General features: G+C 42.8%; 16 protein-coding genes. 6 read left to right on the top strand and 10 right to left on the bottom strand.

Annotated features, from left to right (window positions below; all coding sequences use genetic code 11):
* Positions 1–157 precede the first annotated feature (157 nt).
* Positions 158–481 carry a DUF3155 domain-containing protein gene (locus tag PL11201_RS05605; protein WP_026785969.1) on the top strand — a complete coding sequence of 108 codons (324 nt, stop codon included), beginning with the start codon at positions 158–160 and terminating at the stop codon, positions 479–481.
* A 346-nt stretch (positions 482–827) separates the two neighbouring features.
* Here the strand turns inward: PL11201_RS05605 and PL11201_RS05610 are convergent, their stop codons facing one another.
* The 4 genes from PL11201_RS05610 to PL11201_RS05625 are packed head-to-tail and all read right to left on the bottom strand — an operon-like array spanning position 828 to position 3,380.
* Positions 828–1,364 carry a cofactor assembly of complex C subunit B gene (locus PL11201_RS05610; RefSeq protein WP_079677614.1) on the bottom strand — a complete coding sequence of 179 codons (537 nt, stop codon included), beginning with the start codon at positions 1,362–1,364 and terminating at the stop codon, positions 828–830.
* 55 nt (positions 1,365–1,419) lie between these two features.
* Positions 1,420–1,794 carry a PadR family transcriptional regulator gene (locus PL11201_RS05615; protein ID WP_079677615.1) on the bottom strand — a complete coding sequence of 125 codons (375 nt, stop codon included), beginning with the start codon at positions 1,792–1,794 and terminating at the stop codon, positions 1,420–1,422.
* Between the two features lie 51 nt (positions 1,795–1,845).
* Entirely contained in the window at positions 1,846–2,532 is a 687-nt protein-coding gene (locus tag PL11201_RS05620; protein WP_079677616.1) for an ATP-dependent Zn protease, read from the bottom strand.
* Entirely contained in the window at positions 2,532–3,380 is an 849-nt protein-coding gene (locus PL11201_RS05625) for a M15 family metallopeptidase (RefSeq protein ID WP_234996619.1), read from the bottom strand. The genes PL11201_RS05620 and PL11201_RS05625 overlap by 1 nt, the downstream gene beginning before the upstream one ends.
* A gap of 118 nt (positions 3,381–3,498) precedes the next feature.
* On the opposite strand from PL11201_RS05625, the gene PL11201_RS05630 reads away from it, so the two are divergent.
* Positions 3,499–4,440, top strand: coding sequence for an AEC family transporter (locus PL11201_RS05630; protein WP_079677618.1), 942 nt, complete (start codon positions 3,499–3,501; stop codon positions 4,438–4,440).
* Here PL11201_RS05630 and PL11201_RS05635 read toward each other — a convergent pair.
* Positions 4,437–5,096: a class I SAM-dependent methyltransferase gene (locus tag PL11201_RS05635; RefSeq protein WP_079677619.1), complete on the bottom strand. Its 660-nt coding sequence runs from the start codon at positions 5,094–5,096 to the stop codon at positions 4,437–4,439. The genes PL11201_RS05630 and PL11201_RS05635 overlap by 4 nt on opposite strands.
* A 125-nt stretch (positions 5,097–5,221) precedes the next feature.
* Entirely contained in the window at positions 5,222–6,436 is a 1,215-nt protein-coding gene (locus tag PL11201_RS05640; protein WP_079677620.1) for a class I SAM-dependent methyltransferase, read from the bottom strand.
* A 386-nt stretch (positions 6,437–6,822) separates the two neighbouring features.
* Between PL11201_RS05640 and PL11201_RS05645 the strand changes: the two genes are divergently transcribed.
* Together PL11201_RS05645 and PL11201_RS05650 are read left to right on the top strand one after the other, a co-directional pair.
* Positions 6,823–7,107, top strand: a complete 285-nt coding sequence (locus PL11201_RS05645) for a type II toxin-antitoxin system HigB family toxin (RefSeq protein WP_079677621.1) — start codon at positions 6,823–6,825, stop codon at positions 7,105–7,107.
* A gap of 5 nt (positions 7,108–7,112) precedes the next feature.
* Complete coding sequence (locus PL11201_RS05650; protein WP_079677622.1) at positions 7,113–7,337, top strand: hypothetical protein; 225 nt, start codon at positions 7,113–7,115, stop codon at positions 7,335–7,337.
* A 12-nt stretch (positions 7,338–7,349) separates the two neighbouring features.
* Here PL11201_RS05650 and clpS read toward each other — a convergent pair whose 3' ends face one another.
* Entirely contained in the window at positions 7,350–7,643 is a 294-nt protein-coding gene (clpS, locus tag PL11201_RS05655) for an ATP-dependent Clp protease adapter ClpS (RefSeq protein ID WP_200816716.1), read from the bottom strand.
* Positions 7,644–7,877: 234 nt separating this feature from the next.
* On the opposite strand from clpS, the gene PL11201_RS05660 reads away from it, so the two are divergent.
* Together PL11201_RS05660 and PL11201_RS05665 are read left to right on the top strand one after the other, a co-directional pair.
* Entirely contained in the window at positions 7,878–8,066 is a 189-nt protein-coding gene (locus PL11201_RS05660) for a type II toxin-antitoxin system HicA family toxin (protein ID WP_079677623.1), read from the top strand.
* 10 nt (positions 8,067–8,076) lie between these two features.
* Positions 8,077–8,412, top strand: coding sequence for a type II toxin-antitoxin system HicB family antitoxin (locus tag PL11201_RS05665; protein ID WP_079677624.1), 336 nt, complete (start codon positions 8,077–8,079; stop codon positions 8,410–8,412).
* On the opposite strand, the gene PL11201_RS05670 is transcribed toward PL11201_RS05665, so the two are convergent.
* The 3 genes from PL11201_RS05670 to PL11201_RS05680 all read right to left on the bottom strand — a co-directional run bounded on the left by PL11201_RS05670 (position 8,383) and on the right by PL11201_RS05680 (position 12,204).
* Positions 8,383–10,506, bottom strand: a complete 2,124-nt coding sequence (locus tag PL11201_RS05670; RefSeq protein WP_079677625.1) for a DNA-binding protein — start codon at positions 10,504–10,506, stop codon at positions 8,383–8,385. The genes PL11201_RS05665 and PL11201_RS05670 overlap by 30 nt on opposite strands.
* A gap of 67 nt (positions 10,507–10,573) precedes the next feature.
* Complete coding sequence (locus tag PL11201_RS05675) at positions 10,574–11,353, bottom strand: dioxygenase family protein (RefSeq protein ID WP_079677626.1); 780 nt, start codon at positions 11,351–11,353, stop codon at positions 10,574–10,576.
* Between the two features lie 50 nt (positions 11,354–11,403).
* Positions 11,404–12,204 (bottom strand): tetratricopeptide repeat protein, encoded by an 801-nt coding sequence (locus tag PL11201_RS05680; RefSeq protein ID WP_079677627.1) that lies wholly within the window; start codon positions 12,202–12,204, stop codon positions 11,404–11,406.
* Positions 12,205–12,220 lie beyond the last annotated feature (16 nt).

Consider the following 12,220-nt stretch of genomic DNA (forward strand, 5'->3'; position numbering starts at 1 on the left):
CCCCTGCTCCCCTGCTCCCCCTGCTCCCGATCCCCTTCTTTATCGATTTGTGTCAATCTATTAAAACAGCTTGATATTTTGAACTAGAACAGATATAATTCCCTCGGATTTTGTAGCTATATTTACAACCCGCCTGCTTAAAAAGGAGGTCAACAAGTTGGCTAGAAGACGTAAGCGTAAAAGCCGTCGCAGACAAGAAGGACGTAGGATTTTAGAATGTGTGCCTCAATATAGCATTTCAAGTGGCGAAGATAAACCCGTAACGGCCGCTCGTAAGTTTATCCATGCTGAAGGAATTATTCCTCCGGCTTTGCTTCTTGTAAAACGAAATGAGCATACCACAGATCGATACTTCTGGGCTGAAAAGGGTCTATTTGGAGCCCAGTACGTTGAGGAGAATCACTTTTTATTCCCCAGTTTAAAACAGCTTGTGGAGAAGGCCACATTGGTTTCCTCTGCTTCCCCAGCTAAGGGGGTTTGAAATCGAGATGTTGTCTGCAACATCCCATCCTCTAAATGAAAGGATTTCATATCCAGAACTTTTCTTGAGCCGTGACACCTGATGAGAGCCATGATTAATATGAGCTTCACTCCTTAACTCTGATAAGGCAGGCGCGAGGGAAAAAAATTAGTCCGTTGATTCTGGGTGCTGGTTGGGATGAATTTCTCTCGATTCTTGCTCTTTTTGGTGGAATTGCTCCCAACCCCAGTGCCACGAATCAAAATTGTTCTAATTTTGGCAATTGTATCCTGAATCAAGATTCAAGACCGTTGGCATCGTTATCATGTTTGCGGTTTTGAACCTAATGGGGATGTCAGTAAATGAATCAAAATGATTCCCAAGGTTTGAGGTGAAGGGCTTGTTTGAGCATCGCCAGTTCGTCTCGGTGGGCAGTTACGGTAATCAAACTTTGAGTTTGTTGGCCCTGATCAATGACGGCATCTAGCCTGAGACAGACCTGTTCTGGACGCCCGGAGCCTTTCCAATAGAACCAACCGGCTAGGGGCGAAAGCAACACCAGTCCCCAAAACAGTTTGCCTAGGTCGGGCATAGCCATCGATAGGACTAACCCCAAACATAATAGTCCCACGGCTGTTAATAGGGTGAGGAAGATAGCCAAGAACCAACTGGGCCGGACTAACCCCTCAAAGGTGATTTGATTTTCTTCCCGATTTAACGCCGTAATCCGATAGGCTCGGGATGCAAAATGCTGCTGGATTTGTGTGAGCAAGGAGTCTGCTTCCTGTTCGGCAATCAGTTTTTCCTGTTCTATCCGATCTTTAGTTGAAGCTCGAACAAAAAAGAATAAACCAATAACCATTAACAGGGTCAACACAAAAGTAGAAGGGATTACCGGAGTCATAAGAAATGAAGTCAGTCTAGTTTTAACCTAACGGCCGAGAAGTCCCTCAGCGTATTTAGAGGGGATGTAATTGATTAATTTGTAGTTTACCTTGGCTAGAGGTGTATTCGTACCAAAGTCCAGCCAACTCTTGGGCCTGGGGCTGATGTTCCGGCAGAATTTGATACATTCGGCGAGGGCGTCCCCGACCTTCAACCTTTTGCCAGTATCCCGTAATCGTTCCTTGTTTTTCCAAAAACTTGAGGGCGCTGTAAAGAACCGTATCGGATAATCTATAGTTAGAATATTCCTGCTCCAGTTGTTCAATTAGTTCAGTTCCATAGGAGTCCCTTTGGAGAAATACAGATAAGATATAGCAAACTGCCAGTTCTTTATTCAGATAGATAGGTGGCGGTTCTTGGAAAAATTGATAGATTTCTTCAAAGGTCATAGAATTCTCCCCTTTGCTTGAATGATCGGCAGTTATCCCGTCAGGCTATTCTCAGTATTCTTGCTTTCGCTGTTCTATCCTTCGACAACAATCTTCTACAGAAGCCCGATTTCTCATCGCTTCTACTAAACCCAAATAAGCCCCTTTGTGAGTTTCAATTAACGTTTTAGCCTGTAATATTGCCCAACGCTCTTTGATTTTAGCTTCACTTAAAGGGCGTTGTAGCTGAGTCCAAATTGCTATAATTTTATCTCGATCTTCCCGTCCTCCTTCGGCTTTTTTAAATATTAAAGTTTCTGCGGCAATTCCCGCCATCCAAACTGCACAATAACGGTCTAAAACCTGAGAAGAAATCTGACCCTGCTTTAATTGTTCCCATAAAAGTTGATCGGCAAACTGCACCCCTCCTTGAGCTTTAAATCCTTGTTTAAAGGCTTCCCAGCCATTTAAGGCATATCCCTGAACAGGAATTTCCATCAAATAGGCTACTAAAAAATGTCCCGCTTCATGGTGTAAAATTCGCTCCCGAGTAGATGCGGAAGTTCCCGCCAACCCATCCACTAATAAACTCGCCCCCTGACCTTGAAACTGAAAAACATCTAAAGTGGCAACCCCCAATAAAAAAAAAGTAATCCCCGCCGGAATAAAGGGCGAAATATTTAATACCGGACTTAATAACACCGATAGGGTCATACAGAAAACACTAATGGCAATTAGATTTAAACTGGTGGTTCTCATCAATTTTCCTTTTGGTTTCTGGCCCTATAAAAAGTTTCTAAACTATGGCGGTCTCCAACAAAACGCCAATGCCAAGGTTCATAACTGACTCCCTGGGGATTGTCTTTAGGAAAGGATAACTCAAAACTATGAAAAGCGGCATGATCTTTTAACCATTGAAACGCCGGGGTTTCTTCAAAACTTACATTCAAATCCGCAGAGGGTCTGCCCCCATCTCCAATATCGATGGCATAACCCGTATGATGTTCACTATAACCCGGAGGCGCGCTGACCTCTGCCCGTTTCGTCGCCACTTGTCCCCGTTGGGCTTTTATTTCAAAAAAGATCGTTTCCTGGTCTTTAACACTGCGAAAGGTTGAAATCGGAACTAAACTGACCCCACTGGCCCTGGCATCCTGTTCCATTTCCTGATAGGCTTTGGCGGCAGCTTTGCGTAACCGATGTCCCCCATCCGCCGTAATACTTTTTAACTCTGATTCTGGTGCTTCTTGATAGGGGAGATGACCCAATAAAGTGTCGGGAAGGGTCGGAGTTGGGTTTGGGGAACTCGTTGGCGGGGGAGTTGAAGACAAAGACGCAGAAGGTGATGGCGGAATCACAGGAATTGGGGTTTGGACTACGGGAATATCAGACCGAGGAGCCAGAATTCCAAATTGATAATTCATAACTAACGCGGTACAGAAGGCTACCACGGCTAACCCTAGCATTTTCCAGAATAGCCCCGGCTTCCCAGAGGAGCCAGAGGAAACCACCGGAAGCACGGGAATATCTCGTATCGCCTCTGGAATATCTTCTGTTACTCCATCGGCTAAGGTTTGGGCTTGTTTCGGTAGACTAGAATTCTTCAACGGTTTGACTCCTGACATCCATCAAAGTCTCAATTCTATTAGATCATCCCCTATTTAGTCATCCATCACAAGCAGTTGTCAGTCAACAGCCAAGGATCAACAATTTAACTTAATCTTTATGTCTAATTCTGTAAGTCAACTTTTAACGCTTTATCAATGGCTAATTGGGGGCGTTTTAATCGGATGGATTTTGGGTCAAAAATTGCCTGAGATTGTTCCCTATTATTTAGGTAAAATTTTATATTGGGGTGTGGTTCCGATTGCCATTATTGCCTTTTTAAGAAAAGCTGATTTATCTGGTTCGATATGGATTGCTCCCTTAGTGGCTTGGGCTGCTATTTTCCTCGGTGCGGGGTTAGCGGGGATAGGGTTGTACTGGCAAAGCCGGATGCCAAAATGGGATATTTTGCCCCTATCTCTCCCCGCCCAAGGGAGTTTTTTATTGGCGGCTATGGTAGGGAATACGGGATATATTGGTTTCCCTGTGAGTTTAGCATTAGTCGGCCCGAAATATTTTGGCTGGGCGATATTTTATGATGGATTAGGAACGGTGATTGGAGCCTATGGGTTGGGGGTAGCTTTAGCTGCTCGGTTTGGTATGGGAAAACAAGACCCTTGGCAATTAGTTGGGGTGTCATTAACTAATCCGGCTTTAATTAGTATGGTAATTGGTTTAATGGTGCGGAATATCCCTTTATCTGAGCCGATAGAACAGGGGTTAAGAGGGATTGCTTGGGGGAGTGTGGCTTTAACTTTAGTGTTAATGGGAATGCGTTTAAGTCAGCTTAATTCTTGGCATCATTTCCGACCGGCTTCTGTTAGTTTAGCGATTAAAATGTTAATTGTGCCTTTAGTTTTAGGTTATGGATTAACACTATTGGGATTAAAGGGATCTCCGTTATTGGTTTTGGTCTTACAAATGGCAACTCCTCCGGCTTTTGCAACTTTAGTATTAGCCGAAGCCTTTAATTTAGATCGAGAATTAGCCGTTACTAATTTAGCTTTGGGTGCTGCACTCTTATTATTAACCTTACCCCTATGGTTGTTTTTATTTGGCTAAGGAAGATAGGAACGTTCGGCTGTCCAATGGCGGTCGGAAGATTGATAAATTCTCGTGTTTTCTAAACCCACAGATTCTATAAAATTAATAATTTCATCTAAAGTATAAGCCGCCTTTAATGAATCTCGAAATAATTTTTTCCGATGATCATTACAATCTCTCGCATATTGTTCAACTAAACTATTAAGTTCTGTTTCGCAACTTGGACGAGTTAAATCTCTTAGAAATATTCCCCCTTGGGGTTTTAATACGCGCTGAATTTCTTGAAAAAATAGCAGAGGATCGGTTAAATGATGAATAATACTATTGGAAATCACCATATCAAAGGTAGCATCGGGATAGGGTAACTGCTTGGCATCGATTTGTTCTAATTTAATTTGCTGCTCTAACCCCGCTTGCCCAATATTTTGATTGCCAATAAATAGCATATTTGCCGATAAATCAATTCCGGTAATTTGCCATTGCGATCGCCTTTGAGCAATTAAAATCGGAATTCGGGCTGTCCCAGTTCCCGCATCTAATATTAATCCGGTTTCTGGCCCTAATTCGATCGCCATTTCTGTAAATTCTTGATTCACTTGGGTAAAATCCATGGCATCATATTCGCTGGCTTCTTCCCAACTATCCATGACTTCCGGTTCCGGGATACGTTCCATAACTGTTATTCAGATAAATGTGATCTCACTGCTTTTATTCCTAATCTTATAGGAGCGGTTTTGTTTCCAAACCCCAGATCAAATCAGGTTTGGAAACGGTTGTTAAATCGCCGTTAACTTTCGGGTTAATTCTGCTTGATTGATAATAGAATTAAATGTCGATTGAAAAGCGATCGCACCCCCTCTAAATCAAAAGAGATTTGAGTTAAAATTTCCCCAACGGTTCGAGGAGATGCTGAATTTTGATCACAGGCTTTGAGAAACTCAAATTCCGCATCGGATAAACTGACAATTTGATAATTATAGTCAAATAAATTTTGACTTGGCCAGCCATTCATACAAGGACTGCGTTCAGGAATAGCAGCTAATAATGCCTGATCACTTGACCAATTATTCCTGGGTAAAGGGGAACGTCCGAGGAAGAATTCATAATGACTAATCTCAGGATCAAGGAGTTCAATTAAACGATAGCGTTGGCGATCGCTCAATTGACTCGCCCGTTCTAGCAACTCCGGTGAGTCCCCAATTAAGCGCTCTAAGTTCCAATAATTTGGATTAGAAAAACCGATAAATTCCAACCCCGAAGCATCAATTAACTCAAATAAACTATCAATATTGTAGTCAATTTCTTGAGGATGGACATACATATCCGCAAAACATTCATCCCGCTGATTTTCTAATCCCCAGCGTTTAGATTCATAAGTGACTAAGCGATTTTTTTCCGGTAGAGCTTCAAAAATCTGACGACCAATTTTTACCCCATCTTTATAGTCTCCCCGTTTTTCTCCTTGTAAAAGGGCGATCGCTTTTTGCATCAACTGAACTTCCCAGCGTCCCAATTCAGCATAGACAAAAATGTGGATTAACCCCCCAGGGGCCAACTTTAATGCTAGGGTTTGAATCCCGCGAATCGGATCGGGTAAATGGTGCAAAACCCCAACACAGTTAATAAAATCAAACTGTCCCTCCAACTGTCCTGCATCATAGAGACTCAAACGGCGAAATTCCGGGGAGGGAGTTCCGGGGGTAGAAATCCCAGACCGACTACAGCGTTCTATGGCTGTTTGGATCGCCCCTTCACTTAGGTCAATCCCGAGAACCGAGGCTTCTGGGTTAAGTATAATTAAATACTCCGTACTTGAACCCGTACCGCAGCCTGCATCTAAAATACGGATATCAAGATTTTGGGGCTTCTGACCCGTACAAAAACTATAGGCCACTGGCCAAGACCATCGCCAGTTGTACCCAGGGGGCGGTTCATCCAGTAGGGGGTCAGGGGGAAAGGGATAGGTGTCATAAAGTCGTTTAACCGCAGAACTAACTTCTTCCATCGTTGTCATCCATTAAAAAATTTAGTTTCATTCGCAAGGGTAGCATGGGAGGTTACAGAGCTTATTGGTTATTAGACATTAATCCTTTGAATTAATAGGAGAAATTATGAGGAAATCCGCAGAGGCATATCTCGGGCTATTGACTTTTTGAAGACTGAGCTAAATGTTTTCTCTCTTAAGCTTTTACCAATGGAAAACATATTAGCCGTTTTAACCTCATTCTTTGCTTCGTCACAGAAACAACCCCCTCCTTTCTCTCAAGAGCAATACAAAGTTATCAAAAACACATCAAACAATGATTAATAAAATAGAGGAGTGGCTAAATAATATCGAAAACAATCAACCTTATACATCAAATCCTGTGAGAGAATTAGCTAATATCCTTCAGTTTGATTATGCACGTCATCACTCGTAAACGTCTCAATGAATTTGCGGCAAAGTACCCAGATGTAAAAAGTGCATTAGCTCGTTGGTATCAAATTGTCAAAGCAGAGACATTTAATTCCTTCGCTGAACTTCGCAGGGAATTTCCCAGTGCTGACCAAGTTGGTAATCTCACTGTCTTTAATATTGGCGGTAATAAAGTCAGGTTGATTGCTGCCATTCATTATAATCGACAAAAGCTTTATATTCGAGCAGTGCTTACCCACACAGAGTACGATCGAGGAATATGGAGGTAGTCAAAATGTTGAGTATAGATGAGACCCAAAAACTATGGCAACCCTTAGCCAATAAATTAATCATTCCCCAGGATGAAGCAGATTATCAGCGGCTTGTGGAATGGCTCGATCAATTGATTGATGAAGTTGGCGAAAACGAACAACATCCCCTCGCCTCACTCATGGATATTCTCGGTATTTTAATCGAGCATTATGAAAATGAGCATATTCCTGAACTTCAAGCCCGCTAATTTTAATCAATATTAAGCCTTTTCTAAAGGTGCCATGGTTAACCCTTCCCGACTTAATTGTTGATGATATAATTCCGCTTGTTCTTGGGGGCCAACCCATACCGTCGCTTGACCTTCATAATGGATTTGATTTGTTAATTCCCAGGCGCTATCAGCCGTCATCCCAGGAATATATTTCATCAAACAATGACTAACGTGTTCAAAGGTATTAAAATCATCATTCAAGACAATAACTTTATAATTAGGATAGAGTTGATTAATAGTTTGACGAGAGCGAGTAGGTGCAATTGTCGGTGAACTGGTCATCCCCCGAATGGATGCGAAAATTTCTGTATTCATATCAATAACCCTAATTTCAAACACAATACAAATTAAACAATAATTTTTTATACTCTCAACCCAAACCTGAATAATTGAGGTTTTTGGCAGTGATTTAGAATCATTATACCTTAAAATGAGTATTTTGGTTGTCAATTGGTTAGAAATGATTTTAAGGACTGGTGATAATCCAGATGCAGTTGCTAATTGAGAAAATGATACATGGAGAGTAGAAAAATTATCAAGAAATTACAACAAGATGGATGGTATCAAGTCGGTGTTACTGGCAGTCATTATCATTTTAAACATCCTGTAAAATTGGGTAAAGTTACTATACCCCATCCGAAAAGGGATATTCCGATTCAAACCTTAAAAAGTGTTGAAAAACAAGCTGGAATTAAATTAACATAAAGGAGAAAAAATGACTTATTATATTGCTACTGTTCATAAAGATACTGACAGTGATTATGGAGTACAGTTTTATGATTTTCCTGGTTGTATTACTGCGGAAAAAACGATAGAAGCCACACAAATTATAGCTCAGGAAGCCTTAATAGGTCATATTAATTTAATGGTTGCTGATGGAGATGAAATTCCAGTTCCTAGTTCCCTAGAAACAATTTTAAGCGATAGTGATCATCAAGATGCGATCGCATTTTTAGTGATTCATATTCCTGATAAAATTTTTAATATAATTAACACTTCGACTAACAAACAACAACAACCCTTAAAGTTTGCCAAAAGCTCCCCAAATTAAACCGGAAATCATCCCCCAAATACTGCCAATTCCAGCCGATACAATAATTGAACCCATTAATAAAGAAGTTGTACCCGTTGTTGCAGAAGTATCTAAAAAATTAGCAAAAGTTGTGGCGGCTAAAACTCCCAAACCCGCCCCAGAAATTGCCCCTAAAAAATTACCCCAAATTGCCCCAATAAAAGCCCCCCTTCGTCCTGATAAATTCAGGGATAAAGGCAAACTCGGAGCACCTCCAACGCTTCCAAATAACCCTCCCGCTACAGTTCCCCCAATAGTTCCCACCCCCGCAGCCACAATAGCCGTCGCCATTATTCTCAGGGCTATTTCCGAGGAATTTGCAGGGGAATTAATATTAGAATTCATCTGTTCAAATTGTTGCCAACCCACAGCTAAAATTCCTAAACAAATTCCCCCTAAAGTTCCTAAATATGACCCCCAAACTCCCCCAACAAATGCCCCGCGTCTTCCCCACAACCGTCCAATATGAGGTAAGGATAAAGGAGGTTTAAATAAATGCCAAACCGCACCCCAAACCATCCCCATTAAAGCCCCCCACATTAAGGTTTGACCAATCAAGGGTTCCCGTTCCACTACCCCAAGGATTAATCCGGCAATCACCGCTGCCACAAAAATCCCTGACCAGCCCCCCACAATTAACGCTACAACTCGGTTTAATCCCCCGGGCGGAGGGAGATACACACTAATAACCATTCCTAGAAATGCCCCCCACATTGCCCCCACGACTAACCCGCCAATAATTGCTTCTTTCCCTTGCACAAACGCAATAATCAGCGCAATAATTGCCGATAAAACCGACGTTCCCCACAGTCCTCCTAAGACAACTCCTTCAAAGATATTTCCGAATAAAGTTTGGAGATAAAAATTAGGAGTCTGGGGAAAAACCAAGGTTTTTTTTGCCGTTTGTTGAGCAAAAATAGGACGGTTTGACGGATTGAATACAGGACGATTATTAACCGGAATAGGTTTATTATTTAAAACTCGTTTGCGTTTGCGTTTGAGCGGTTGTAAATTTTGTTTTTGTTTAACGGCTAGGCGGGAAGGAAAGGGGTCGCGCCCCCCTAATTTTTCCGTGCGATCGCACCAAGGACAATGGCTTAAATGATTTCCATAACGATGTTCTGATTGTTGGTTACAGGTAATTAAATTCGCTTCGGCTTCTTTTAATACTATTAACCAAGTTTTCGCATCGGGTCTAACTTGGGGATTTTTATATCCCATTTCAAAACATTGAATAAATAATTGTTGCAGTTTGGGATACAACAGTTCAAAAGGAGGAGCATAGGGCATGGGTTGATAGGGAACCTGTTTTGTCCCATAGACAAAATGACCCGCCCGCACCCTAGACTCAATGGCTGGAGGGTCGCCACTGCCTTGATAGACCCCGGAAAAGGGGTGAGTCCCTTCCATCAATAATAAAAATATTAATACCGCCAGTCCAAACCGATCCTGTTCCGGGGTACGGTTTAAGTCCCGAAAGGCTTGTCCCTGGAGTTCTGGGGGGGTAAATTCAGCTTTTCCCACCGGACAGCGATAAATTAACCCGCTATCGGGATCTCGAACTTGAAAGGAGTCGGTATCTACCAGGGTGACTAATGCCGTATCACTAACTAAAATATTAGATTCATTGACGTCACCAATAATATATCCACTACTATGTAAATCGGCAACGGAAGCAACTAAATTACGGGCGGTACGATGGAGATATAAATAATTAAATAAAGGCTTTTGTTCCCGGCGACTTTTGGGAGTATAAAAAATATGAATTGGGGTAGCTTTATGCACCCGGGGCATTAAATAACCGACAATTTTGCGCTGAGGGTCGGTGGTATGCAGCAGGTCAACGGGCCAAGCGATCGCCGTCATTTCAGGGGAAACCATCGCCGTTGCCGGGGGATAGTTATACATAACGGTGAGTTTTTCGGCATCTTCCTCGCTGGGTTTATGGTAGATTTTGGCAACTAAATTCGGATCTTCTAAAATCCCATAGATGCGTCCTTCCCCCCCACTTCCTAGAGGGTTGTGGGTATCAAGAGTAATAGTTTGTCCGTTGAATTGGCGTTGCAGCCGCATAGCAAGTTAGGGGTTGAACCGTTGCACCTGTTGAATCGTACCTAAAGCATAGCGCGTTGGGGCAGGGTTAATTAAATGCGTAAGCTGCCATACTGAAAGCACCATAGGTGTAGCTGCGGTGCAGTTGTATGCCCTTAGCCGTTGCCCCGACCGCCCCTAACGCAACAAACAAAGGCAGTAAATGTTCCTCCGTGGGATGGTTTTCGGGAGCATAGGGCGCAAGTTGCCGATACCCGATCAGATCTTCCCAGTTTCCCTGCTCAATGGTCTTTGCCAGCCACTGATCAAACTTTTGCACCCAATCAGGTGGCGGTGCATTGTAATCTTCAGCAAAGGCATCAAGATTGTGGGTAATGCCACCACTGCCGATAATCAGCACCCCCTCCTGTCGTAAAGGTGCTAATGCCTGTCCCAGTTGCCAATGATATCGGGGGTCACGGTAGTATTGAATGGATAGCTGGGTTACAGGGATGTCGGCGGCTGGATAGGCCAGAATCAACGGTGTCCAAGTTCCATGATCGAGTCCCCGTGAGGGATGAATCTCACAGGGAATCTTGGCTTGGGTTAGCAAGCTCAGGACGCGCTCGGCAAGTTCAGGTGCGCCTGGGGCGGGATAGTTGAGCCGATAAAGCGGTTCGGGAAACCCAGAAAAGTCATGGATTGTTCTGGGGTGTTCGGCTGCACTGACCATGGGTGAATCAGTCAGCCAGTGGGCGGAGATCACCAGAATGGCTTTTGGCTTGGGAAATTGTTCATGGAGAGACCGTAGGAAGTCGGTAACAGCACCTTCTCGAAGGGTTAAATCCGGTGCTCCATGGGATAAAAAGAGGGCGGGTAGGGTATTCATGGGTCGATGGGGGAACAGTGTATTGATGAATTAATCCTCAGAGATTCAGATTATTTCAAAGTCAGAAAATTATTTAAGGCGGTGACTAATTTGGGCGGCCACCGTCTAACGTTTTTCACCCAATCAATATTTTTATATCGAGCATCCAGTCCCACCACCGCCACCCAATTACTTTCGGCTTCTCCGGGTTTGCCCATATCCCATAAACAGGCGGTTAAGGCGGCTCGCATATCAGCAAAATTAGGATATTTCCGCACTAGATTTTTCATGGTTTTTAGGGCGGTTTCAGTTTCTCCTAATTGATATAATGTTAAGGCATAATTCCCCCGGGCAAAGGAATAGTTTTTATCTAAATCACTAGCGGTTTGATAGTCTAAAAGGGCGGCTGACCAGTTTCCTAATCCCGCTTCCGCATTCCCCCGATTATTATAAGCAATGGCATCATTAGGGTTAATTACTAAGACCTGATTATAGTCGGCGATCGCTTTTTCCCACTCTCCTAAACCTTCATAGGCTACCCCTCGGTTTAAATAGGAATCAGGAAAATTAGGAGATAATTCTATAGATTGATTATAGTCAGAAATCCCCTGATTTAGTTTATTTTGACTCACTCTAACATTGCCTCGGTTACTCCACATCGCCGGATTTTCAGGATATTGATCAATAATTTCAGTCCAGTAGATTTCAGCTTGAGAAAACTGACCTTTTTGAGTGGCAGTAAACGCTTGCTCAAGTAAAGTATCCACATCAGAAGATCGGGATTGATTTTCAGCCCATAGGGGGGTTATATTTCCCCAAGTAAAAATCAGAATACTGAAAAATAGAACTATAATTTGGTGAAACCAACGCATTTTAGGTATTAACTCA

The organism is Planktothrix sp. PCC 11201 (assembly GCF_900009135.1).
Taxonomy (GTDB): Bacteria; Cyanobacteriota; Cyanobacteriia; order Cyanobacteriales; family Microcoleaceae; genus Planktothrix.

What these genes read in the sequence shown, in the direction of transcription:
- PL11201_RS05610 (WP_079677614.1), bottom strand. Translation starts at nt 1,364, where the DNA reads ATGACTCCGGTAATCCCTTCTACTTTTGTGTTGACCCTGTTAATGGTT.
- PL11201_RS05615 (WP_079677615.1), bottom strand. Translation starts at nt 1,794, where the DNA reads ATGACCTTTGAAGAAATCTATCAATTTTTCCAAGAACCGCCACCTATC.
- PL11201_RS05620 (WP_079677616.1), bottom strand. Translation starts at nt 2,532, where the DNA reads ATGAGAACCACCAGTTTAAATCTAATTGCCATTAGTGTTTTCTGTATG.
- PL11201_RS05630 (WP_079677618.1), top strand. Translation starts at nt 3,499, where the DNA reads ATGTCTAATTCTGTAAGTCAACTTTTAACGCTTTATCAATGGCTAATT.
- PL11201_RS05635 (WP_079677619.1), bottom strand. Translation starts at nt 5,096, where the DNA reads ATGGAACGTATCCCGGAACCGGAAGTCATGGATAGTTGGGAAGAAGCC.
- PL11201_RS05640 (WP_079677620.1), bottom strand. Translation starts at nt 6,436, where the DNA reads ATGACAACGATGGAAGAAGTTAGTTCTGCGGTTAAACGACTTTATGAC.
- PL11201_RS05645 (WP_079677621.1), top strand. Translation starts at nt 6,823, where the DNA reads ATGCACGTCATCACTCGTAAACGTCTCAATGAATTTGCGGCAAAGTAC.
- PL11201_RS05650 (WP_079677622.1), top strand. Translation starts at nt 7,113, where the DNA reads ATGTTGAGTATAGATGAGACCCAAAAACTATGGCAACCCTTAGCCAAT.
- clpS (WP_200816716.1), bottom strand. Translation starts at nt 7,643, where the DNA reads ATGACCAGTTCACCGACAATTGCACCTACTCGCTCTCGTCAAACTATT.
- PL11201_RS05660 (WP_079677623.1), top strand. Translation starts at nt 7,878, where the DNA reads ATGGAGAGTAGAAAAATTATCAAGAAATTACAACAAGATGGATGGTAT.
- PL11201_RS05665 (WP_079677624.1), top strand. Translation starts at nt 8,077, where the DNA reads ATGACTTATTATATTGCTACTGTTCATAAAGATACTGACAGTGATTAT.
- PL11201_RS05670 (WP_079677625.1), bottom strand. Translation starts at nt 10,506, where the DNA reads ATGCGGCTGCAACGCCAATTCAACGGACAAACTATTACTCTTGATACC.
- PL11201_RS05675 (WP_079677626.1), bottom strand. Translation starts at nt 11,353, where the DNA reads ATGAATACCCTACCCGCCCTCTTTTTATCCCATGGAGCACCGGATTTA.
- PL11201_RS05680 (WP_079677627.1), bottom strand. Translation starts at nt 12,204, where the DNA reads ATGCGTTGGTTTCACCAAATTATAGTTCTATTTTTCAGTATTCTGATT.